Annotated in this window: 22 protein-coding genes; 17 read left to right on the top strand and 5 right to left on the bottom strand. The window is 72.2% G+C overall.

Annotated elements, in window-relative coordinates:
- Positions 1-150 precede the first annotated feature (150 nt).
- The 3 genes from ACPC54_RS18870 to ACPC54_RS18860 all read left to right on the top strand — a co-directional run bounded on the left by ACPC54_RS18870 (position 151) and on the right by ACPC54_RS18860 (position 3467).
- Positions 151-1662 (top strand): pyridoxal phosphate-dependent decarboxylase family protein, encoded by a 1512-nt coding sequence (locus tag ACPC54_RS18870; RefSeq protein ID WP_498966070.1) that lies wholly within the window; start codon positions 151-153, stop codon positions 1660-1662.
- Between the two features lie 81 nt (positions 1663-1743).
- Positions 1744-2676, top strand: a complete 933-nt coding sequence (locus tag ACPC54_RS18865; protein WP_498966069.1) for a methyltransferase domain-containing protein — start codon at positions 1744-1746, stop codon at positions 2674-2676.
- Positions 2673-3467: a hypothetical protein gene (locus tag ACPC54_RS18860; RefSeq protein ID WP_498966067.1), complete on the top strand. Its 795-nt coding sequence runs from the start codon at positions 2673-2675 to the stop codon at positions 3465-3467. The genes ACPC54_RS18865 and ACPC54_RS18860 overlap by 4 nt, the downstream gene beginning before the upstream one ends.
- Before the next feature lie 25 nt (positions 3468-3492).
- Here ACPC54_RS18860 and argS read toward each other — a convergent pair whose 3' ends face one another.
- Complete coding sequence (gene argS, locus ACPC54_RS18855) at positions 3493-5244, bottom strand: arginine--tRNA ligase (protein WP_498966065.1); 1752 nt, start codon at positions 5242-5244, stop codon at positions 3493-3495.
- A 201-nt stretch (positions 5245-5445) separates the two neighbouring features.
- On the opposite strand from argS, the gene ACPC54_RS18850 reads away from it, so the two are divergent.
- Positions 5446-5913 carry an HIT family protein gene (locus tag ACPC54_RS18850; protein ID WP_498966063.1) on the top strand — a complete coding sequence of 156 codons (468 nt, stop codon included), beginning with the start codon at positions 5446-5448 and terminating at the stop codon, positions 5911-5913.
- A gap of 178 nt (positions 5914-6091) precedes the next feature.
- Here the strand turns inward: ACPC54_RS18850 and ACPC54_RS18845 are convergent, their stop codons facing one another.
- From ACPC54_RS18845 to ACPC54_RS18830, 4 genes are read right to left on the bottom strand one after another with little or no spacing between them, the layout of a single operon-like run.
- The gene (locus ACPC54_RS18845) at positions 6092-6529 is read right to left on the bottom strand and encodes an NUDIX domain-containing protein (protein WP_498966061.1); all 438 of its coding nucleotides are present in this window, start codon (positions 6527-6529) and stop codon (positions 6092-6094) included.
- Between the two features lie 28 nt (positions 6530-6557).
- On the bottom strand, positions 6558-7349 hold the full coding sequence (locus ACPC54_RS18840) for an SDR family NAD(P)-dependent oxidoreductase (protein ID WP_498966060.1): 792 nt from the start codon (positions 7347-7349) through the stop codon (positions 6558-6560).
- A complete protein-coding gene (locus ACPC54_RS18835; RefSeq protein ID WP_498966058.1) occupies positions 7346-8452 on the bottom strand; it encodes a hypothetical protein in 1107 nt (368 codons plus the stop codon). The genes ACPC54_RS18840 and ACPC54_RS18835 overlap by 4 nt, the downstream gene beginning before the upstream one ends.
- Positions 8449-10347, bottom strand: coding sequence for a nucleotidyltransferase domain-containing protein (locus ACPC54_RS18830; protein ID WP_498966056.1), 1899 nt, complete (start codon positions 10345-10347; stop codon positions 8449-8451). Before ACPC54_RS18830 ends, ACPC54_RS18835 begins: the two co-directional genes overlap by 4 nt.
- Before the next feature lie 194 nt (positions 10348-10541).
- Between ACPC54_RS18830 and ACPC54_RS18825 the strand changes: the two genes are divergently transcribed.
- The 13 genes from ACPC54_RS18825 to ACPC54_RS18765 all read left to right on the top strand — a co-directional run bounded on the left by ACPC54_RS18825 (position 10542) and on the right by ACPC54_RS18765 (position 21381).
- Positions 10542-11867: an NsdA family TPR-like regulatory protein gene (locus tag ACPC54_RS18825; RefSeq protein WP_498966054.1), complete on the top strand. Its 1326-nt coding sequence runs from the start codon at positions 10542-10544 to the stop codon at positions 11865-11867.
- A 206-nt stretch (positions 11868-12073) separates the two neighbouring features.
- Entirely contained in the window at positions 12074-12967 is an 894-nt protein-coding gene (locus ACPC54_RS18820; RefSeq protein ID WP_498966052.1) for a carbon-nitrogen hydrolase family protein, read from the top strand.
- Between the two features lie 371 nt (positions 12968-13338).
- Positions 13339-13575, top strand: a complete 237-nt coding sequence (locus tag ACPC54_RS18815; RefSeq protein WP_498966051.1) for a hypothetical protein — start codon at positions 13339-13341, stop codon at positions 13573-13575.
- Positions 13576-13645: 70 nt separating this feature from the next.
- Positions 13646-14287, top strand: a complete 642-nt coding sequence (locus ACPC54_RS18810; RefSeq protein WP_498966050.1) for a hypothetical protein — start codon at positions 13646-13648, stop codon at positions 14285-14287.
- Between the two features lie 140 nt (positions 14288-14427).
- Positions 14428-16038 (top strand): ParB/RepB/Spo0J family partition protein, encoded by a 1611-nt coding sequence (locus ACPC54_RS18805; protein WP_498966049.1) that lies wholly within the window; start codon positions 14428-14430, stop codon positions 16036-16038.
- Positions 16039-16192: 154 nt separating this feature from the next.
- Positions 16193-16720, top strand: a complete 528-nt coding sequence (locus tag ACPC54_RS18800) for a hypothetical protein (protein WP_498966048.1) — start codon at positions 16193-16195, stop codon at positions 16718-16720.
- 196 nt (positions 16721-16916) lie between these two features.
- Positions 16917-17369, top strand: a complete 453-nt coding sequence (locus tag ACPC54_RS18795; protein WP_498966047.1) for a hypothetical protein — start codon at positions 16917-16919, stop codon at positions 17367-17369.
- Between the two features lie 110 nt (positions 17370-17479).
- Positions 17480-18283 carry an adenine nucleotide alpha hydrolase family protein gene (locus tag ACPC54_RS18790; protein ID WP_498966046.1) on the top strand — a complete coding sequence of 268 codons (804 nt, stop codon included), beginning with the start codon at positions 17480-17482 and terminating at the stop codon, positions 18281-18283.
- An 11-nt stretch (positions 18284-18294) separates the two neighbouring features.
- The gene (locus tag ACPC54_RS18785) at positions 18295-18564 is read left to right on the top strand and encodes a hypothetical protein (RefSeq protein ID WP_498966045.1); all 270 of its coding nucleotides are present in this window, start codon (positions 18295-18297) and stop codon (positions 18562-18564) included.
- Positions 18561-19454, top strand: coding sequence for a Mom family adenine methylcarbamoylation protein (locus tag ACPC54_RS18780; RefSeq protein WP_498966043.1), 894 nt, complete (start codon positions 18561-18563; stop codon positions 19452-19454). The genes ACPC54_RS18785 and ACPC54_RS18780 overlap by 4 nt, the downstream gene beginning before the upstream one ends.
- Before the next feature lie 16 nt (positions 19455-19470).
- Positions 19471-20367 (top strand): SRA domain-containing endonuclease, encoded by an 897-nt coding sequence (locus ACPC54_RS18775; protein ID WP_498966041.1) that lies wholly within the window; start codon positions 19471-19473, stop codon positions 20365-20367.
- Positions 20364-21044, top strand: coding sequence for a DUF6884 domain-containing protein (locus ACPC54_RS18770; protein WP_498966040.1), 681 nt, complete (start codon positions 20364-20366; stop codon positions 21042-21044). The genes ACPC54_RS18775 and ACPC54_RS18770 overlap by 4 nt, the downstream gene beginning before the upstream one ends.
- Positions 21031-21381: a hypothetical protein gene (locus ACPC54_RS18765; protein ID WP_498966038.1), complete on the top strand. Its 351-nt coding sequence runs from the start codon at positions 21031-21033 to the stop codon at positions 21379-21381. Before ACPC54_RS18770 ends, ACPC54_RS18765 begins: the two co-directional genes overlap by 14 nt.
- The last annotated feature ends 7 nt before the right edge of the window (positions 21382-21388 follow it).

The following is a 21388-nucleotide window of genomic DNA, read 5'->3' as shown; positions in this document are numbered from 1 at the left end:
TCTTCCGGAGCTTTCCTGAACTCCCGCCGATCGCGACGCGACCGACACCGGCACCTGGGCTCCGGCCTCGTGGTGCCCGCCGGCGTCGTCGTGGTCGTGCTCCGTGGCAGCCGTGCCGCTGCCGCCCCCTGGACCGCTGGGAGAGCACCGATGACCGCACCCACCGCGGTGGACCTTCGCCCGCGCCACCTGACCGCCGAGAGCCGAGACCAGCTGCGGACGCTGTTCGGCCGTCTGATCGACCTCGGACTCGACTTCAAGCTCGGCGACTCGGTGTTCGAGTCCCGCCGGCACCCCGCCGAACTGCGCGACCGGCTCCTCACCGCGCTGCCCGACAGCGGCAGCCCGATCGAGACGGTCCTCGACGAGTTCGTCCGCGACGTCCTGCCCGAGTGCAAGAACGAGAACAGCCCGTTCTTCCTCGGCTTCGGCGACACGGGCGACGACATCGCGGCGATCTGCGGCGGCCTGCTCGCGCTCTTCACGCAGCAGAACCTGATCAACCAGAGCTTCGACTCCCCGACCGCCACCTTCGTGGAGATCGCGGTGCTGCGCTGGCTGCGCGAACTCCTCGGCTACCGCAACCCGCAGGCCGCGCAGACCGAGTCGATCTGGGACGTCGGCGGCTGCGTCACCCACGGCGGCACGCTCAGCAACACCGTCGCCATGATGCTCGCCCGCGAGCACCGGGCGCCGGGAACGATGGACCGGGGCATCACCGACGCCTCGCGCATGTCGATCGTCGTGCCCCGGGGAATCGGGCACTACAGCGTCAAGAGCGCCATGGCGTGGATCGGCTGCGGCTCGCGCCTGGTCGAGGTCGACACCGTCGGCTTCCGCTACGACCTGCGGGCGCTGGAGCGCACGCTGCGCGAGCAGGCCGGAACGGTCATGGCCGTCATCGCCTACGCCGGCGACAGCCGCACCCACACCATCGAGGACCTGCGCGGCGTCCACGACCTGGTGCGCTCCATCGACGACAGCATCTGGCTGCACGCCGACGCCTGCTGGGGCCTGGCCTGCGCGCTGACCGACACGCTCGCCCACAAGATCGACGGAATCGGCGGCTACGACAGCATCACCGTCGACCCGCACAAGGTCATGGGCATCCCCTACGCGCTCAGCGCCCTGCTGGTCCGCGACCCGCAGCACATGCGGATGGTCGCCAGCTTCTCCGACCTGATCATGCAGGAGGACTTCGCGATCGGGCAGACCACGCCCTTCATCGGGTCGAAGGCGTGGATGTCGCTCAAGCTCTGGATGATGATCAAGGCATACGGCCGCGCCGGGCTGGCCGCCATGGTCGACCAGCGGCTCGCCACCACCCGGCGCTTCACCGAGCTGGTCGACGCCTCGTCGCACCTGGTGCGCCTGAACGAGCCGGACCTGACCGCCGTGGCGTTCATGTACGTCCCCACCGGCACGGACCCGGCCGCGCCCGACGTCGAGCGGATCAACACGGTCAACAAGGCCATCCACGAGCGGATGCTCGCCGAGGGCACCTGGCACCTGCACCAGTTCACCCTGCCCGACGACGGCATGTTCCGGGCCGGGGCCGTCCTGCGCCCGCTGCGCTTCATGGGCCAGAACCTGCGGATCGAGGAGCGCCACCTGACCGGCGTCCTCGACTACGTCACCGCCCTGGGCCGCGAACTCGAGTAGCCCGACGCCCGCCCGTGCTGCCGCCGCGAGCGCGGCGGCAGCACGCCCCCGACGAACCGGACCACGACGAGAGGAAGCACCATGTCCGCCACCACCGACGGCTTCCGGGAGATCTACCAGGCCCCCGGTCTGTACGACCGGCTCCTACTGCCGCACTACTTCGACGGGATCGAGGACACCGACCTCGTCCGCCGGCTGATGGAGCTCCACTACGGGCAGCCCGGCAGCGAGCCGGCCCTGCGGGTCGCGGAGCTGGGCTGCGGCACGGGGCGCGTCACCGCCGCCCTCGCCCCGTACGCCCGGTACCTGCGCGCCACCGACTACAGCCACTCCATGATCGACACCTTCCGCTCCCGCTACCCCGGCGCCGAGGCCCTGCCGCAGGAGACCACCCTCTCGGTCGAGCGGATGCTGAACGCCGGGATGGCCGGCACGTTCGACGTCGTCGGCGCGTTCTGGTCGCTCAGCTACCCGCTGGGCGACTACTTCGAGGAGCTGAGCGCCGACGGCATCGTCCCGCGGCCCGACGCCGAGCAGGGACGGGCCGAAGCCGGGCACCTGGTGCGCGACATCGTGCGCCTGCTCGCCCCGGGCGGCCACTTCCTGGCCCTGTTCTTCGACTCCGAGACGCCCGAGCAGCAGCTGGTGACCCGGGCGTGGGAGAAGGTCGCACCCTTCCCCGGCACCGGCCGCGGCTACACCCGCGAGATCCTCCTCGACGAGCTGCAGGCCGCCGAGGCCCGCGGGCAGGGACGCCTGAACGTCGCCCGGCACGGCGGCATCGCCGTCGCGCCGAACCAGGACGCCGCCCAAGCCTGGTTCACCACCGTGCACATGAAGTCCCTGCCCGCCCTGCACGACCCGGACGTCCACCACGAGATCGACGCCTTCGTCGCCGACCACACCCAGGGCGACGGCCGGGTGTTCATCCCCACCGGCACGTACCTGATCGACTTCTGGGCCGGGCCGGCCGAACGCCACCTGCCGGCCCGCCGACCCGCGGACGCAAGGTGAGCGCCGACCGGCGGGTGCCGCACCAGCGCGGCCCCGCCGCGCGCACCCTGCTGGCCGACGCCTGCGCCCTGCGCGCGGCACACCTGGCCGGCGGCGGCTACGGGCTGGCCTACGGCTCGCACACCGACGGCGGCGCCGGGGCCGCCTCCGACCTCGACCTGCTCCTGGTCGGCGCCGAGCCGCTGACCGCGGACCGGGCCCGGGCCCTGACCGACGACGTGATCGGCCTCCACCGCCGCCACGGCCTGGCCCTCGACCAGGAGGTGTCCTACGAGAGCAAGCTCCACGCCACCACCGGCCAGGTCGAGCGGGCCACCGCCCTCGGCGGCTTCACCATCACCGCCGCGGGCGACATCGTGGTGGACCCGGTGGTCGCGGAGCCCTGGTTCCTGAACTCCATGCCCTTCAAGCTCCGGCTCGTCCTCAACGCCCTGACGGTCCCGCACGTCTTCCTCGGCGGCGACCTGGCCCTCTACGACCGGCACCGCCTGCGCGCCGAGCGGGCCGTGGCCCTCCTCGCGCTGTCCCTGCTGGCGGAGCGCGAGGAGGTCACCGTCGACGAGGCCGCCGCCGTCCTGCTGGGCACCGCCCCGCAGAACGGCGAGGACTGGCTCGGGTACGACGAGCGGGCCTGCCGCCCCTCCGCCCTCTTCGGCCTGCTCCAGCGCGCGCTGGGCACGCTGGAGCAGGAGGGGGCGCTCAGCACCAGCGGCGGCGTCCGACTCCGCCAGCGCCCGAAGCGCCGCCGTCAGCTCCTGCAGGAGCTGACGGCGCAGGTGGTGAGCGCGTAGCCGGGCCCACCACCTGCGCCGACGGCTACATTCGGTCCGGGGCCTGCAGACCGAGGAGGTCCAGGCCCCGGGCCAGCGTCCGGGCGGTCAGCCGGCACAGCGCCAGCCGGTTCGCCCGGACGCCCGCGGACTCGGCCTTCAGGACGGGGCATGCCCCGTAGAAGTCGGTCAGCGCCTTCGCCAGCGAGAACAGGTACCCGCACAGCCGGTGCGGCTCCAGCTCCGCCGCGACCTCGCGCAGCGTCGCGTCGAAGCCGTCGAGCGCCAGGACCAGAGCCCGCTCGGCCGGGTGCAGCGCCAGCGAGGTGTCCACCGGGGTGTCGAGGGCGTCCTTGGGCGCCTTGCGCAGGATGGACAGCAGCCGGGCGTGCGCGTACTGCATGTAGACGCCGGTGTTGCCCTGCAGCGCGACCATCTGCGCGATGTCGAAGACGTAGTTCTTCGTGCGGGACGTGGACAGGTCGGCGTACTTCACCGCGCCGATCCCGGCCGCCTGGATCACCCGCTCCAGGGCCTCGCCGTCCAGGTCGTGCGGCTTGTCGGCCACGGCTTCGCGGGCCGCTTCGACCGCGGCGTCCAGCAGCTCCGACAGGCGCACCGTCCCGCCGGAGCGGGTCTTGAACGGGGTGCCGCCCGGGCCCATCACGGTGCCGAAGGGGACGTGGCGCGCCTCGACCTCGTCGGTGAGCCAGCCGGCCCGGCGGGCGGTGGCGAAGACCATCTGGAAGTGCAGGGCCTGCCGGGCGTCGACCACGTACAGGACGCGGTCGGCCTCCAGCTTCCTGATCCGGTGCCGGATCGTGGCCAGGTCGGTGGCGGCGTAGCCGTAGCCGCCGTCCTTCTTGCGGACGATCAGCGGGACCGGCTCCCCGTCCGGGCCGGTGACGTCGTCGAAGAACACGCACAGCGCCCCGTCGCTGTCCACCGCGATGCCCGCGTCGACCAGCTCCTGCACCACCTCGTCCAGGACCGGGTTGTACGTCGACTCGCCCGCCGAGTCCTTCGGCGTCAGCAGCACGCCCAGCCGGTCGTACAGCTGCTGGAACGCGGCCGTGGAGACCGCGACCAGCTCGCGCCACACCGCCAGCGTCGCCTCGTCGCCCGACTGAAGGGCCACCACCCGCAGCCGGGCACGCTCGACGAACTCGGGATCGGTGTCGAAGACCTGCCGGGCCGCCCGGTACAGGCCGTCCAGGACCGAGACCTGCTCGCCCGGGTCCGCGCCCTGCCAGCGCGCCTCGGGGTGCTCGTCGATGTACTGGATCAGCATCCCGAACTGCGTGCCCCAGTCCCCGAGGTGATTCTGCCGCACGACGTCCCCGCCCAGGAACGACAGCACCCGCACCAGGCAGTCGCCGATCACCGTGGTGCGCAGGTGCCCGACGTGCATCTCCTTGGCGATGTTCGGAGCGGAGTAGTCGATCACCGTCCGGGTGCCGGCGAGCGGCTCGCCCACCCCGAGCCGACTGTCCGCCAGCCGGGCCTCGACCTGCCGCCACAGCTGCGCGTCGTCCACCGACAGGTTCAGGAAGCCGGGCCCCGAGAGCGTGGAGGACACCACCCCGCCCGTCAGCTCCTGCTGGAGCGCCTGCGCCAGCTCCCGCGGCGGCTGCCCGGACTCCTTGGCCAGGGACAGGGCGACGTTGGACTGGTAGTCGGCGTGTTCGGAGGGTCGGACGAGAGGGTCTCGCTCGGACAGCTGGCGCGGCAGGACGCGGGCCATGGCCTCCGTCACGGCGTTCTGCGCTAGGACCATCGCTGCAAGTACCTCGGTCACGGGAATTCCCTCTCCGGCGCGGACCCTGGATCCATCGCCAACTTGCCTAAATCGTAGTGGTGCTGACGGGGACGAAGCTCCGGGATATCGCCCCCAGAGGCCCGGTCGCGATTCAGGCTGAGCACCAAGCGCACTGATGAGCGGTTCCCTGCCCGCGTGCCACAAGGTGCCCGGCGGGACGAGAACCGCTATGCAGGGATCATGAGCGAATCGTCCTGGCCCGCTGACTGGAACGACCGAAAGGCCGGCTTCGGCTGCGGCATGTGCGACACCAGAGGACTGGACGACAACGGGCGCGGAGAAAGGATCATGAAGGGTGGATACGCCGACGTCTACCTGAACCGGGCAGCCCTGCGCGGCTACGCCGTCGCGATCTGGAACGGCCCTCACGTCGCCGAGCCGACCCAGCTCACCCCAGACGAGGTCGCCGGGTTCTTCCGCGACGTGCTCCGTGCCGGCCTGGCCATCGAGCAGTACCTGCAGCCGGCCAAGATGAACTACGAGGTGCAGGGGAACGCGGTCCCGCACCTCCACGTCCACGTGATTCCCCGGCCGGAAGACGACCCGGCCCCCGGCATGCAGCTTCCCTCAGCGCTCCTGGAACACCAGCCCGATGCTTCGCCCCAGTTCGCCCAGGACGTCGCACACCTACGCCAGATCCTGAACTGACCCTCACATACCTTCGACCTCCGGCGTCCCTGGGCTGGGGTGGGCGGCGCCTGGCGCTGGGCGCTGCCGCGCCTCGGTGGGGTGGCGCCCGGGGTTGCCACCCCACCGGGCGGAACTGGCTGGCCCGGGCGCGATGATTCAGCCGGCCAGGCTGCTGGATTGAGCTGGCGACGGTTGGCTACGCCATGGCGGCGGTGAGGCTTCCTGCCCGGATCGCGTGGAGCAGCGCGTCCTTGACCTGGGGCGGCATCAGGTTCAGGGTGTCGATGGCCTCGACGGTGAGCGGGACCTCCTGGAGCTGGTACTCGCCGCGGTCGTCGCGCTGGAACTCGGGTCCGGTGCGGTCGTCGAAGTTCCACTTGACGATCCGGGCGGCGTAGAAGTGCTCGATCTCGCCCTTGTCGTTCCGCAGCTGGCAGAACGCACGCAGGTCGAGGGCTTCGCCGGCGATCTCCTCCCGAATCTCCCGCAGCAGCGCGGCCTCCAGGTTGGCGTCCTCGGGCTCGACGCCGCCGCCGACGAGGACCTGGTAGGCGGGGATGCCGGGGCGGATGCGGTTGATCACCAGCGTCGTGCCGGCGGCGGTGAGGAGGATGGCGCGGACGCGCTCCTTCATGGGGCTTCTCCCTGGTGGTCGTGGTGGGTCAGTGGGGCATCCAGCCGCCGTCGATGCTCAACGACTGGGCGGTGATGAACGATGCGCTGGGGCTGGCGAGGAAGGCGATGGCGGCGGCGACGTCCTCGGGCTGGCCCCGGCGGGGGACGCACTGGCGGGCGATCTGGTCCTCGGGCCGGGCACGGTGGTGCGCGGGGAGGCCGTTCTCGGCCGAGACCTGGATTGCTCCCGGGAGGACAGTGTTCACCGTGATGCCGTGGTGGCCAAGTTCCCTGGCCAGCGACGGGGTGAGGCCGAGGATTCCGGCCTTGGCCGTGCTGTAGGCGGTCAGTCCGGGGCGGCCGAGGCGCGCGTTGACGGAGGAGACGTTGATGATCCGCCCCCAGCCGCGCTCGATCATGGCGGGGGTGAAGGCGCGGCAGGTGCGGTAGTGCGCGGTCAGGTTGATGCTGAGTGCCGTGGCCCAGACGTCCTCGTCGGTGTCCGCCCACTCGATCCTCGGGTAGGCGCCGGCGTTGTTGACGAGGATGTCCACCGGGCCGAGCTCGTTGCGGATCTGGCTGGCCATCATGGCGACGGCGTCAGGATCGGTGAGGTCGGCGCTGATCTCGATGCCGTTGGAGCCGGTCCGGCGGACGGCGTCGAGGACTTCGCCGGCCTGGTCGATCTGGTCGAGGTGGGCGATGGCGACGATGGCGCCGGCCGCGGCGAGGGCGCGGGCGGTGGCGGCTCCGATCCCGGTCGCCGCCCCGGTGATCAGGGCGGTGCGGCCCTGGAGGGGACGGGTGGCGAGGGGCAGCTCGGTGGAGGTGAGGGTCACAGCAGCTCCAGGGACGCAGGGGCGGATGCGGACATCGGGTCGGTGCGGACGAGCTGGTCGGCGAGGTGCTGGGTCTCGGCGAGCTTGGCCATGACGAGCAGCAACTCGTCGTCGCCGAGGGACCTGGGCGGGATCACACCGAGGATCCGTGCGGTCAGGAAGGGGCGCAGCGCCTCCAGCTCCCGGCCGGCCGGGAGACCGGCAGCGGCGCCGAGGTCGCCGGTGAGACGGATCAGCAGGCGGGCGAGGGCGGCGCGGCGGCCGGGGCCGGCGGCCCAGGTGTAGGCGAGGTCGAGGTGGCGGTGGTGGGTGGAGATCTCGGCGTGGTGGACAGCGGGGACCGCGGCCGGGGGCAGGTGCAGGCGCAGGGTGCGGACGTAGGTGTCGCGCTGGTGGAGGGGGACCAGCCAGCCGCCGAGGGCGAGCAGGTACCACAGCAGGTTGGCGCTCTCCCCGGCGATGGTGTTGCGGCCGGCGTACTCGAAGTCGAGCCAGCACGCCCCGGAGGCGGTGCTGACGATGTTGGGTTCGGTGGGGTCGCCCTGGGTGAGGGCGGTGGCCCAGCGGCTGGTCGGGTTGAGGGCGGTGCGGGCGGCGTGGATCGCTGCGGGGACGTCCAGGGCCAGCCGGGTGCCGTTGACCGTGAAGGTGTAGCCAGCCAGGTCCCGTACGGCGGGCAGGTCCGGGCCGTCCGCCGTGGTGAGGGTGAGATCGGGATCGAGCCACCAGGCGTCGATGCGGCCGCCGGGGCGCAGGCGGTCGGCGTACAGGCCGGGGACGCACTCGGCGAGGGGGGCGGTGCGGCCGCTGGTGGCCACCGCGCCGATGAGGTCGTCGCAGACGGCGTCGACCAGGTCGGTGACCGCATCCAGCGCGGTGGGGTCGTGGTCGGCGAGGGCGATGAGGTCGCCGAGCAGGTGCCCGGCCCGGCCGGAGGCGAACACGTCCTCGTACACCAGGTCATCGCGGGTCGCGTCGACCTCAAGGCGCGCGTGCAGGGCCGGGACCTGGAGGCGGCCGGCGAGCTGACGCCAGCCGAACTCCTCCGCCGTCGCCAGGTCCCGGGGCATCCTCTTGCGGAAGGTCCGCTGCTCCGGCGTCACACCTTCTCCCCGATGGCGGAGGGCATGGTCGCCATCCACTGGCCGAGGACCAACTGCGCCAGCTCGCATGCCGCACCGCGGTCGTCGCGGGCCTTCGCGGTCAGGGCGGCAGCGTTGCCGGCCAGCTGCGCGAGGTCGGCCAGGGCTTCGTCGTCGCCGGAGCGCTCCACGCCCTCGAAACGCAGCAGCACCTTGGCGAGCAGCGCGGTGATCTTGTAGAGGGCCCGCAGGTCGGGTGCGCCCTTGAGGAGCTGGCGGCGGATCTCCACCGCCGCCTGGACACCCGCCTTCGCGCTCGCGGTCACGTCGTCGGCCAGCTGCGGGGCGGGGATCACCAGCCCGGGGCGGACCCACTGGGGCTGGAGCGCCCCGGAGCCGAGCAGGGTGAGCACGTGCAGCAGGCGGGAGGTGACCGCGCCGGCGAAGCACTCGCCGAGGGACAGGACGGTCAGGCCGAGCTTCACCTGCCCGAGCTCGTCCTGAACCTCCGCCAGGAGGCGGCGCAGCTCCTGCGTTCGGCCCGGGTCGGCGATGACGAACACGTCCAGGTCGGACCAGCCGTGCTGGTACTTGCCGCGGGCGCCGCTACCGGTGACGGCCAGCAGGTCGATCAGCGGCTCGGGGCCGGTGGCGGTGCGCTCCAGCAGCTCGGTCAGGAACACCTCCAGGTGAACGGGCAAGCCCAGGGTGTTCACCGGGGCGGCCACCGGTGCGGCCGTCTGCCAGGCGGCGCCCAGCGCGAGGTGGTCGAGCTGGCGCTCCAGCGCGAGCCGGGAGCCGTTGTTGTCGATCACGACGTTGGCGATCTCCCGGATCCGCTCCGCTCCCCTCGACCGCTTCACCTCGTCGCGCACCAGGACGTCGTCCGCCCCGGCGGTGCTGCGGCGCATCCGCACCTCCGGCGCTGCCTCCAGGTACGCGACGGTCAGCTGCTGGCCGAGCATCCGGCGCAGTTCGGCAGTGACGTCGTACTCGTGCAGGGACTCGATGGTCAGTCGCTCGAGGTAGTGGTGCGCCGCGGTGTAGCGGTCGAGGCCGTCCAGTAGTAGTTCGGCGCGCACCACCGGGGCGAGCGCGTACGGGGCCTGGATGCCGGCGTGCGCGGCGGCGGCCTCGAGCAGGTAGCCGATCTTCAACCTGTCGTGGGCGTGGCGGGTGCGCAGGTACTCCCCGGCGCTGCTCTTGCCGCTCTCCGACGGGCCGCCGAGCGCGACCACCCCGACGCCGGGCAGGCATCCGGCGGGCACGACCGGGTGGTGCGGATGCAGCAGGCGGCGCAGCTCGTCCTGGACGGCGACGACCGGTCGGCCGGCGACCAGGACCACGGCGTCGAAGCGGCTGGCGTCGGCCAGCCGGTGGATCTGCTCGTGCAGGTGCCGCTGGTAGGCGGCGTAGGTGTCGGTGACCGTCTTCTCGTGCGACAGGCTCAGGCGGGTGCCGACCTCCGGGTTCTCGTCGTGGAGCAGCAGGATGCTCCGCTCGCTGGCCTCGGCGTCCAGCAGCGCGTCGGTGAACGGCTCCAGCAGCCGGCGGGCCCGGTCGGCGGCCCGCCGTGCGTCCAGGTCCTCGCGGACCGCCAAGGTCGCGGCGAGTGATGCCTCCAGCATCGGCATGCCGCGGTCCACCAGCCGCAGTACCGCCCCGGCGGTGAGCGGGTGGCGGGAGCGGGCGAGGTAGGAGGAGGCGAGGACGTCGGCGACCTCCTCCACCGGTGCGTCCTGCCACCACCACGCGCCCATCCCGCGCTCCTTGATCCCCGCCCAGCGCTTGTCATGTGCGTCCAGCGGCCCGGCCGGCGTCGCCGCAGCGCCCAGCCGGCGGGCCAGGATGCCCAGCTGTTTCGTCTTGCCCGTGTTGTCCGGGCCGCTGACCGCGACCGTCACCCTGTCGTCCACCCCGAACCTCCGAACGGTGCTCGTCCTCGGGCCTAGACGGCCCGGAGGTGTGAGTACAGTCGAACCGCCGTACGGCGTACCAGTGTTCGACCGTCATGGAGGCGTCATGGGCCCCTTGCCCGGCCGTCATGGAGGGGTCATGGAACCTGCCCGTTCCGGCCCGCGCGGGCACCGGGTGGTGCTGAGATGGGTCCGTGGATGTGCACAGGATCCAGCACCCGATCGCCGTCGCCCGCGCCGTGACGGGCATGTCGATGGCCGATCTGGCGTCGGCGATGAGAGCTGCAGCACGCCGCCACGACCGCCGGGCCGGCACGACCAAGCAGCAGATCTTCACCTGGGAGCAGCCCAGCTCGAACCCCCCGAGCACCTGGTCCCAGCAGCTGATGGCCGAAGCCCTCGGTGTCGATCCCGAACTCGTCCCGCTCCTGGGCTGGCCGTACTGGCTGCCCGGGAACGAAGCGCCGCTGATGCTCCTGGGCACGGGAGACACGGTCGCCGCCCTCAGAGAGGCCCCCCGCCGCGCCATGCTCAACCGCCGCACCCTCCTGGGGCTCGCCCCAGCCGCCCTCGTGACCCTCGCTCACCAGTGGGCCACTGTCGACCCCGCCCTGGCCGCGGCCGCTCACGACGGCAAGGAGGTGGCCCCCGAGTTCGTCACCTGGCTGGAGACCAGCGTCTACCAGCTCACCAGCATGGCCACTGCCGACCGCCAGCACACCGCACAGCTCCTCGACAGCTACTACGACACCGTGGTCGGCCTTCTCGAAGGTGCCGCCTACACCCAGCAGGTCGGCATCCGCCTCCAACTGCTCGCCTCCGCACTCGCGCAGACGATCGGCTGGTACCAGTTCGACAACGAGCACCACACCGCCGCTGCCCACTACTGGAGCGCAGCCCTGCACGCCGCCCATCATGCCGGTGACACGGACCGCGGTGCCGGAATCCTCTCCGACCTCGCCTACCAGAGCATGTGGCTCGGCGACGCCTCACCTGCCGTCGCCGTGCTCGACCGCGCCCTGACACGCACCCAGGACCGCACCGCACGCTCGCTGCTGAACCTGCGCAAGGCCCGCGCCTTGGCGATGGTCGGCGAAGCCCGTGCCAGCCGCCGCTCGCTCGACGCCGCCGAGCACTGCCTGAACATCGCCACCGGCACCCCGCCCGCCTGGTGCTCCTGGATGGGCGCCGCCGACCTCGCCGTGGACACCGGCCGCTGCCTCATCGACCTCGGGGAGCCGCGCCCGGCTCACCAGCAGATCGCCCAGGGCGTCAGCCTGCTGCCCGGCAGCCGGGACAAGACCCGGGCTGTCTTCCTCACGTACGAGGCCGAGAGCCTGATTCGGCAAGGCGAGATCGACAATGCCGCCGCCACTGCGCGTCAAGCTCTCGTACTCGCCCAGCACATCGGCGCGACCCGCTGCATTCGGCAGATCACGAGCCTGAGCGGCACGCTCGAGCCCTACAGCCGGACGCCCGGCGTCGGTGAATTCCTGGAGGCTGTGCAGGCAGCTGCCTAATGCCGAACCAGCAGCTGCCGGTCAACGGAACTCCGGCAAGCCCCTAACTGAGGTTCTCGGCTGGCGCCCACCTGCCTGCTCCACCGACAGCGTGGCCCGTGAGCCGTCCGACCAGGGCTGCTGGACCAAGCGAGAGGGATAGGGCTGGGCCAGCGGCTACGTGGGCAGGCCGGCGTGGGGGTAGGTATCAATCGGATAGGAGTTCCATGAATCAGCAGAGCGTACTGCCCCATCACGCCCACGCCGCGCGGACGCTGCGCCTGGCCGTTGCGCAGAGCAGGGTTCCCGAGGACCCGTCCGACCCGGAGCTGCTGCGCGCCAGCGGCCAGGAGATCCGCCAGCTGATGCGCGAAGCCGCCGATGCCGGCGCCCGCCTCGTGCAGTTCCCCGAAGGGGCCCTGGTCTACCCCAACCCGCGGACCATGCCGACCGACCCGGCCAGCTGCGCCGGACACGTGGACTGGTCCGCCACGCGCTGGGACGTCCTGCAAGAGGAAGGGGAGGCGATCCGCGCCCTGGCCGGCGAGCTGGGTCTGTGGACGGCGTTCGGCACTATCCGCCCCATCGAGTCGGCAAGGCCGCGCAACAGCCTGCTCGTGGTTTCCGACCAGGGCGAGGTGGTCGCCTGCTACGACAAGCGGATCTTGTCCAACACCGAGCGCACCCGCCTGTACTCCCCCGGGGCGGATCCAGTGGTCTTCGAGGTCGACGGGTGGCGCTTCGGCGTGGCGTTGTGCGTAGAGGCGAACTTCCACGAGCTGTTCGTGCAGTACGAGTCGATGGACGTGGACTGTGTGTTGTTGTCGGTGATGGTCGACGACGCGATGCGTGCCGACCTGGCGAAGTCCTACGGCACCCTCTTCAACTTCTGGCTCGGCTACAGCGTGCCGGCCCAGTACGGGGCTACCGCTCCGGCTGGGGTCATTGCCCCAGGCGGAGCGGTTCTCGCCCACTGCCCAGCCGAGAACCGCTCCGCGGTGACGGTGACCGACCTCGACCTCGATACGGCTGACCCCGTCATCGCCACCGGCCTGAATCTAGCCCGCCCCTGGCGCCGCCTGGCCCGCGTGCAAGGCATCGACGCCGGAGTCTTCAGCTAAAGCGCACTCCGACGCCGGCCCTTCGATGGGCCGGCGCGTTGCGCCGGGTGGTGCCCGGCTTCGCCGGGCGCTGCCCGCCGGCCGGGCCTTCGCTTCGCTGCGGCCCGCCCGGCGCTTCTCCCCGACCTCCCGGCTTTTCGATTTTGGGGGCGCGCGGCCTGCGGTCAAGCGCTCCGGTCCGTGTCCTCGCCGGCCCGCTCCTTCGTCGCTCTACCGGCTGCGGTACTCCCTCCCGCGCTTGACCTCCGGCCGCTCACCGCCCCCAAGATCTCATTTCGCCGGGGGGCCGGGGGAACAGTCCACGGGACCAACCCGTACGCGGCCGAGCACCCACCCCGACACACCCACCCACCAACGAAAGGCAGTAGCTCATGATCACCCAGGCACCCGAGCGGGCCCGTGCTGCACTCCGTACCTACGCGCAGACCTGCGGCGACACCCCGCTGGACGAGGTCGGCGACTGGCAGACCCTGCTGGCCGACCTCCTCGGCGACCTGATGTTTTTCCTGGCCGCCGAAGGCGAGGACCCTTCGTTGCAGGAGGCGCTGACTCGCGGCGAGACGTACTACACGGACGAGGAGGTGGCGAAGCCTGCCCCGATTGGGTAGAATAGTTAATGTCGAAACGGGGAGGGCAAACCCCGGGATCGGCCACCACGACCACCATCGAGGAGAAGCCGTGATCTATCTGACCACTCCGGCCGGAACGCGTCTGCCCGCAGAGCTCACCACGGACTGGAGTTGCGGCACGAGCGGCTACCGCCTGACCGGCGCGGGAGTGTTCACCCTGATCCCCGATGCCGAGGATGCCGACCGCCTGGAGATCGTCTACGGCCGACCGGCCGGGCCGCAGGCCGCCCCGGACGGGATCACCGGCTGGACCGGGCACCCACTGGTGCACGGGATCGCGCTCGCCGGCCGGGCTCGCGTCCGCCTGTCGCACATGGAACGCCTCATCGCCACCCGCTCGGACTGGGGCTTCGGCTGGCACGTCTGGATGGAGCGCCCGGCCCGCCTGCGGCGTTCGGCCTCCCGGGACCTGTATGCCGCCACCACGGTCACCGACCGGGTCAACCTGGCCGCCGCCCAGTTGGTCGCCGCCGTGGCCCGCCACCACGCGGCGCGCCCGGACCGGTCGGCCCTGATCCGGGCCAGGGCCGCCGCCGTCGCCCCGGTGCGCATCGCGGACCTGGAGGCCCGCCGGGAGGGCGTGCTGCGCCGCATCCTGGACGCCCAGGCCGAGGCCGCCCGGCTCGAGGCCGAGGCCGCCAGTTGGGCCGCATTGCTGCCCGCCGAGGCCCTCGTCCCGGTCGGCGCGTAGCGCCGCGCTGCCCCGCCTGGCGGCTCGCCGGGCGGGGTGGGGAGGTTGACAATCCTTCCCATGAAGAGTAGATTAGTGCATGTCGGAACGGGGAGGGCAAACCCCGGGCCGGACGCCGCGAACCACACCGAGGAGAAGCCGTGACCACCGCAGTCGAGACCCCCCAGGCCATCGAGACCATCGAGACCGAGCCCACCGCCAGCGTCGAGAGCCAGCCGGACTACGACCTGGTCCTGGCCCTGATCGACCCCCGGAAGATCGTCTCCGAGCGGAAGATCCGCCCCGTCGATCTCGCACCCGACTTCCTGGCCTCCGTGAAGAAGCACGGCGTGCTGGAGCCGGTGACCGTGGCCGAGATCGGCGACGGCATGTACGACCTGGTGTTCGGCAACCACCGGCACGCCGCCTCGCTGGTCGCCGAGCACGAGCTGATCCCCGCCCTGGTGCGCACGAACATCAGCAGCACCGCCGTCCGGCTCATCCAGGCCCTCAGCGAGAACATCCACCGCACCGAGATGAAGCCCAGCGAGATCGCGGCCGTCTACGACCAGCTCGCCCTGGAAGGGCTGAACGTGGAGGAGATCGCCGCCGAGGTCGCCCAGGACGAGGAGACGGTCCGCGAGTCCCTGCGGCTGCACAAGCTCCCCAAGGCGGCCCGGGACGCGGCCGACCTCGGTCAGCTCTCCATCGAACAGGGCCAGCGGATCAGCGAGTTCGAGGACGACCCCAAGGAGTACGCCAAGCTGCTCAAGACGGCCAGCGAGGGCGGCAACCTGCGCTACGCGCTGGACAGCGCGGAGAACCGCCGGAACATCCGGCAGCGCAAGGCGGAGTCGCGCAAGGAGCTGCACGAGGCTGGAACCCCCGTCGTCCCCGAGCCGGCGGGGTACGGCGCCGTGGCGCTGGCTCTGTCGAAGCTCAACGACCCCGAGGGCGAGCCGTACAACGAGGACTCCCACGCCGACTGCGCCGGGCACGCGGCCTACCTGGACGATCGCGGCTACGTCGTCTACGTCTGCCGGGAGCCGCGCCGCTACGGGCACGAAGTCACCGTCTACTACCGGCACATGAGCGCGGAGGAGAGCGCGGCGCAGGCGGCCGAGGCCAAGGCGAAGGCCGAGCGTGAGGAGGCGCTGCGGATCGCCGCGAAGATCCGCGTGGAGTTCATCACCAAGCTCGCCCGCGCCGCCAAGACCCCCAAGGGCCTCTGCAAGGCGACCATGACCCAGATGTTCGCCTACGCCTTCGACCGGGGGTCGAGTGACGGCTTCGAGGCGGAGGTCCTGCGCATCATCGGCGCGTCCCCCGCCAAGGACCAGGACCCCGTCGAGCTGATGGCGCGGCGGATCAGCCGGACTCCGGAGCACCGGCTCCCCCTGATGATGTTCGCCGAGCTTGCCGTGATGGCCGAGGTGAACCTTCAGAAGCGGAACTGGGCGTTCGACCTCGACTGGGCGATCGCCTGGCTGGAGCTGCTGAGCGCGTACGGGCACGATTTCGCCGAGCCGGAGATCGACCTGCTCGCCGAGCTGCGCGAGGAGCGCGAGAAGCGGGACAACCCGCCGCAGGAGGACCGGGGCCTGTACGCGGTCACCGACGAGGAGGACGAGGCGGACTCCGAGGACGAGGAGCAGGACGGGGACGAGGAGGGCGACGAGCACGAGACGGCGGACGTGGCGGTGATGGAGGAGCAGCCGGCGGCCCCGGTGGACGAGGGCGGGGAGCTGAACGACCTTCCGGCGGCGGCCTGACGAGGCCGGATGGTGGTGGGGGCGTCCCGTGAGGACGCCCCCACCACCTCCAGTCCTGTTGACACCACCACCCCGAGCGGGTAGATTAGTACATGTCGGAACGGGGAGGGCAACCCCGGGATCGGCCACCATGAACCCCAGCAAGGAGTCGAGAATGAGCACCGTCACCGGGCACCGCGCCACCCTCTCCGTCTACCTGGTCGGCACCCACGAGGTCCAGGCCGTGCAGCTGGGCCGCGAGGTCTTCCTCACCATGCCCTCCGCCCGCCTGCGCTTTCGCCACCCCCACGCCCTCCTCGCCGCCTGCCGCGCCTGGCTCGACGCCGAGCGCCTCGCCGCCAGCACCTTCGACGCCGCCCGGGTCGCCCAGCGCGCCCCCGGCATGGACGACGTGCAGTTCTCCGGGCACCTGACGTTCGCCGGTCCCGTGCACGGCGTCCACGTGGACGCCCGCCCGGCCGAGGCCAGCCCCACCGGCGCCGGTCAGATCCGCCTCCAGCTGGGCGCCCTGACGCTCACCGTCGGCGACTTGGACGCCTTTCGGACCCAGATGGACGCCTGGACGTTCGCCTACCGCCTGGGTCACAGCCTGTGGCCCGAGGAGCTGCCCGCTCTGGAGCAGGTACGCGCCGAGGCGCTGCTCGCCGACGTCGCCTCGGCGGCGCTGCCCGCCGCAGCGTGACCGGCCCGGCCGTCCGGGCGGCGGGCCGCAGCCCGGGCGGCCGGCCGCGGTGCAGCCCCCGCGCCGGGGGCGGGGCCTGAACCTCAACCGTCTTGATCCATGCCGAACGATTCGAGTAGGTTAATGAATGTCGAAACAGGGAGGGCAAACCCTGGAGCGGCCACCACGACCACCACCAACAGGAAGAACCACCCCCATGGACCCCACCGTCCGCATCGTCAACGGCAGCGTCATCCTCCCCGCCGGGCCGTGGGAGGTGATGCCCGAGATCCACCGCGACCTGCGTCAGGACGACTTCTACCCGCCGTTCCACGAACTCGCGCTCATCCCCGCGCTCAACGCCACCGGCGGCATCCCGCAGGACGCGCGCACCCTCCACATCCACTACCGCGCCCCGGTCGAGGACTACGACTGGTACGTCGCCGAGTTGGACCCCACCACCGGCAAGGCGTACGGCTGGCACCGCTGCGGAACGTTGCTCGGGCAGTGGGGCGAGTTCCTTCTCGGCGAGCTCGAGGAGTGCGTCCTGGCTCCCCGTCTCATGCGCCGGCCCCGCGGCCGTGTCCAGGGCCCGCTGCTCGTCGAACGCGATCCGCACTTCGTCGCGACGCCCGCCGGCCTGTGCCTGCCCGCGCGCACCCTCGACTGACGTCGACACCCTCGACACCCCCCTCTCCTCCTCCTCTGCTGCCCGCGTCCTGCGCTGCGCCCGCGCGCCGGCGTGCCCGCGCACCCCCCAACCCCTTCGGGACCACCACCATGACCACCACCTTGACCGGCGGCCGTCCGGCTGCCGCTCCCGCACCGCCCGCCACCGGGCCGGTCGCGCACATCGTCCAGTTCAGCGGCGGGATCGCCTCCTTCGCCGTGGCCACCCGGGTGGCCGCCCTGGCCCGCCGCCGCAGCGAGGAGCTGGTCCTGCTCATCGCGGACACCCTCGCCGAGCACCCCGACCTGTGGCGTTTCAGCCGGGAGGCGGCCGCCCTGCTCGAGGTGCCGCTGACCCGGGTATGCGACGGGCGCACCCCTTGGGAGGTGTTCGCGGACAAGCGCTGGCTCGGGAATTCCCGGCTTGCTCACTGCAGCCTCGAACTCAAGATCAAACCGTGTCTGCGCTGGTTGGAGGAGAACGCCGACCCCGCCCGCGACCGGCTCTACATCGGCCTGGACAACTCCCGCCGCGACCAGGCCCGCGCCCGCGCCATCACGGCCGGCTGGCGGCCGTGGCAGGTGTTCTACCCGCTGCACGACGAGCCCGAGCTGACGAAGGCAGACCTGTTCGCCGAGGCCCGGAGTCTGGGCATCGCGATCCCCGAGCTCTACGAGCTCGGCTACGACCACAACAACTGCTTTGGCCTGTGCGTCAAGGCAGGTCAGCGCCAGTGGCGCCGCACTCTCCAGCTCTTCCCGGAGGAGTTCGCCCGGGCGGAAGCCGAGGAGCAGCGGCTGCGCGAGGAACTCGGCGACGTCGCGATCCTGCGCGAGCAGCGCGACGGCGTCCGCCGTCCCCTGCCGCTGGCCGAACTGCGCCGCCGCCAGCAGGCCCTGGCCACCGCATCCTGAACGAGAAACCGATGATCATGACCACCGACACCACCGACACCGTTGTGCTGACCGATGCGCAGATCGACCGGCTGACGGCCGACTTCGCGCTCGGCGACGAGGACCTCGACGACCTCGTCCACGACCTCTTCTCCGGCCGCGCGAGCGCGGTCAACAACGGCGGCACCGCCGCCCAACTCGCCTTCCTGGCCGCCGAGTGCAAGGACGAGGCCGGGCTGCGCGCCTGGCTCGCCGGCTCCTTCCCCGGCCGGGAGCCCGACAGCACCCCGAGCAGCCGGTGACGGGCCACGGCCGGCCCGAGCAGCTCGAACTGACGCCGCCGGGCGCCGCCGGGTGGTGCCAGCGCTGGAACCGCCGTCAGCCCACCTGGTTGCGCACGAGCGACGGGGGCTTCGACCCGGCGCTGCACCGCTGCGTGCCGCTGGAGCAGGGACCGGCCAGCAGCTTCGTCCGGGAGCACCACTACAGCGGCTCATGGCCCGCCGTACGCATGTCGTTCGGCCTCCAGCGCCTCGACGAGGAGCCCGGCCCCGGCGAGCCGCCGGGCGGGCGGCTGCTCGGTGTCCTCGCCCTCGGTATACCGATGAACGAGGCGGTGCTCACCACCGTCTTCGACGACCTCGTCCCCTACCGCGAGAGCCTCGAACTCAGCCGCCTGGTCCTGCTGGACCGGGCCGAGTCCAACGCCGAGAGCTGGTTCTGCGCCCGCGCGTTCGACCGCGCGGCCCGCCTGGGCGTACGGGGAGTTCTCGCGCATTCCGATCCGTACCCGCGGGTGCGCAGCACCCCGGACGGGCCCCAGCAGCTCTCCCCCGGCCACGTAGGTCACGTGTACGCGGTCCAGGGGTTCGACTACCTCGGCCGGACCCGGCCGCGCCGGCTGACGGTGCTGCCCGACGCCACCGTGCTCAACGACCGGGCCGCCGCCAAGGTCCGCCAGGACGAGCCGGGCGGACGGGGAGTCGCCCGCCGCCTGGTCTCCTTCGGAGCCCGCCCCCGGGCGGCCGGGGAGGACGGCGCCGCCTGGCTGGCCGGAGCGCTCGCCGAGATCGGCGCCACCACGCTCCACCACGGCGGCAACCACCGCTACGCCCGCACCATCGGCCCCCGGCGCACGCGCATCCGGATGGCCGCCACCACCTACCCGCCACCGCGCCGCCCCGAGCGCTGACCCTAGGAGACGATCAATGGACTGGGACCTGCCGATCGGCGCCACGGTGCCGCTCAAGGACCTGCCCAACCGCTACGGCGGCCGCCTGCAGGGCCGCATCCGGCCCTCCCGGACCGAGCACCTGCTGCTGATCAGCGACGCGTCCTCCGTCCACGACGGCTGGACCGGCCACAGGTACATGTTCACCGGGGAGGGCAGCCGCGAAGGCCACCACCGCATCGCCCAGGGCAACGCCGCACTGCTGGGCCGCCGCCGCACGGACCAGACGCTGCGGCTGTTCCACCACCTCCCTGACGGCGACCCCCGCTACCTGGGCCGGTACGCCGTCGACCCCGACCTTCCCTACGTCCACGCCGATCTGCCCGGCGAGTTCGGACCCATCCGCGGCATGGTCTTCCGGCTGGTGCCGCTGGACGGTGCGCCCACCGGCGTGCGCTCCACGGTCGACGCGCCGCGCGGGAGGCCGCGCGTCGAGCAGACGGCTCTGGACCCGCAGCTGCTGCACGCCGCCGGTGACCGCCGGGCTCCGGCCGGCGCCCAACTGCTGGCCCGGTACTGCCAGCGGCAGCGCCAGCGCGGCCACAGCCTGGCCCGGCTGGTGGTCACGCCCGCCGGCGACCTCACCGCCATCAGCTCCGACCTGTACGACTTGACCGCCAACGAACTGGTCACCGTGGTGGCCGACGGCAGCCGCGACACCCTGCACCGGGCCGTGGGGCTGCTCGACGACTTGGCCCGCTACGCCGATCCGGGTGTCGGCCGGGCCCTGCTGCTGGCCGAGCAGCCGGACCGCGACCTGCGGCTCCTGGCCGCCCAGTACGGCATCACCCTGATCTGGCCCACCGCCGAAGGCGCCTTCGCCCGCAAGTCCCAGCCCCAGTCCGTGCTTGCGCAGAACGGAGTCGCCGCATGAGCGAGTACGACCTGTCCCCCACCGGCGCGAAGATCCTGCGCGCCAACGAGCAGGGCCTGGTCGACGGCCACGGAGCGGCCCTCGACAAGCTGGTCGCCGACCTCCTGGTGGTCCGCAACCCGGACGGCACCAAGACGATGACCCCCAAGGGCTTCGCGGCCCTGGCCGAGCTGGAGGCCAAGACCGGCGGCCGGACCGCCCCGCCCGCCCCCGGGGTGGTGATCGTCGGCTGCAGCGCCGGCAAGCAGACGAGCGACCATCCGGTGGCGGTCCGCGACCTCTACACGGGATCGCTGCACTGGGCGTGTCGGCGGGCCGCGCAGGCGCTCACCCGCACCGGCGGCCGGGTGCTGGTGCTGTCCGGCTTGCACGGCCTGCTCGAGCTGGACACCCGCATCGCCCCGTACGAGCACCGGCTCGGTGAGCCGGGGTCGGTGACGGCCGATCGGCTGCGCGAGCAGGCCGCGGCCCTGGGTATCGAGCGGGCCGAGGTGACCGTGCTGGCCCCGGCCGCCTACGCCGACCTCGTCGCGCAGGTCTGGCCGAAGGCCGGGCGGCCGCTGGCCGGGGTGGGCGGTATCGGCGCGATGCGCCACGTGCTGTCCACGATCACGGCCATCGGCGCCGTGCCGGTGCCGGGACGGCGCCGGCAGGACTCGGCCCGTGCCGGACGGTGATCGGGGCCGGGGCCGGCCCGCGGTCTTCCAGCCGGTCCCGGCCCCGGTGTACCACCGGCAGTACCGGGAGCTGCTCGCCGCCGGAGTCCTGGTGCAACGCTCCGGCGACCCGCTGCCCGGCGGGCCATGCCCCACCTGCGACTCGCTCAGCGACGGGTACACCTGTCCGGGCTCGATCACCTGTCCGCGCTGCCGCGCAGGCGCGGGCAGGCGCTGCCAACGGCCCAGCGGGCACGAGAGCGACCAGTGGCACCGAGCCCGCCGCGACGCGGCCGACCGCGTCGACCAGCAGCGCGAAGAAGCAGACGATCCGACGCTGCCCGCTCCCTGGCCGTAGGTGCCGC

Origin of the sequence: Kitasatospora sp. NPDC094028 (assembly GCF_049543595.1) — a bacterium.
Lineage (GTDB): Bacteria > Actinomycetota > Actinomycetes > Streptomycetales > Streptomycetaceae > Kitasatospora.
The sequence above is the reverse complement of the archived record's forward strand: the minus strand, read 5'-3'. Positions and strand labels throughout refer to the sequence as shown.

What these genes read in the sequence shown, in the direction of transcription:
- ACPC54_RS18800 (WP_498966048.1), top strand. Translation starts at nt 16,193, where the DNA reads ATGAGCACCGTCACCGGGCACCGCGCCACCCTCTCCGTCTACCTGGTC.
- ACPC54_RS18845 (WP_498966061.1), bottom strand. Translation starts at nt 6,529, where the DNA reads ATGAAGGAGCGCGTCCGCGCCATCCTCCTCACCGCCGCCGGCACGACG.
- ACPC54_RS18815 (WP_498966051.1), top strand. Translation starts at nt 13,339, where the DNA reads ATGATCACCCAGGCACCCGAGCGGGCCCGTGCTGCACTCCGTACCTAC.
- ACPC54_RS18770 (WP_498966040.1), top strand. Translation starts at nt 20,364, where the DNA reads ATGAGCGAGTACGACCTGTCCCCCACCGGCGCGAAGATCCTGCGCGCC.
- ACPC54_RS18820 (WP_498966052.1), top strand. Translation starts at nt 12,074, where the DNA reads ATGAATCAGCAGAGCGTACTGCCCCATCACGCCCACGCCGCGCGGACG.
- ACPC54_RS18850 (WP_498966063.1), top strand. Translation starts at nt 5,446, where the DNA reads ATGAGCGAATCGTCCTGGCCCGCTGACTGGAACGACCGAAAGGCCGGC.
- ACPC54_RS18795 (WP_498966047.1), top strand. Translation starts at nt 16,917, where the DNA reads ATGGACCCCACCGTCCGCATCGTCAACGGCAGCGTCATCCTCCCCGCC.
- ACPC54_RS18790 (WP_498966046.1), top strand. Translation starts at nt 17,480, where the DNA reads ATGACCACCACCTTGACCGGCGGCCGTCCGGCTGCCGCTCCCGCACCG.
- ACPC54_RS18870 (WP_498966070.1), top strand. Translation starts at nt 151, where the DNA reads ATGACCGCACCCACCGCGGTGGACCTTCGCCCGCGCCACCTGACCGCC.
- ACPC54_RS18865 (WP_498966069.1), top strand. Translation starts at nt 1,744, where the DNA reads ATGTCCGCCACCACCGACGGCTTCCGGGAGATCTACCAGGCCCCCGGT.
- ACPC54_RS18775 (WP_498966041.1), top strand. Translation starts at nt 19,471, where the DNA reads ATGGACTGGGACCTGCCGATCGGCGCCACGGTGCCGCTCAAGGACCTG.
- ACPC54_RS18785 (WP_498966045.1), top strand. Translation starts at nt 18,295, where the DNA reads ATGATCATGACCACCGACACCACCGACACCGTTGTGCTGACCGATGCG.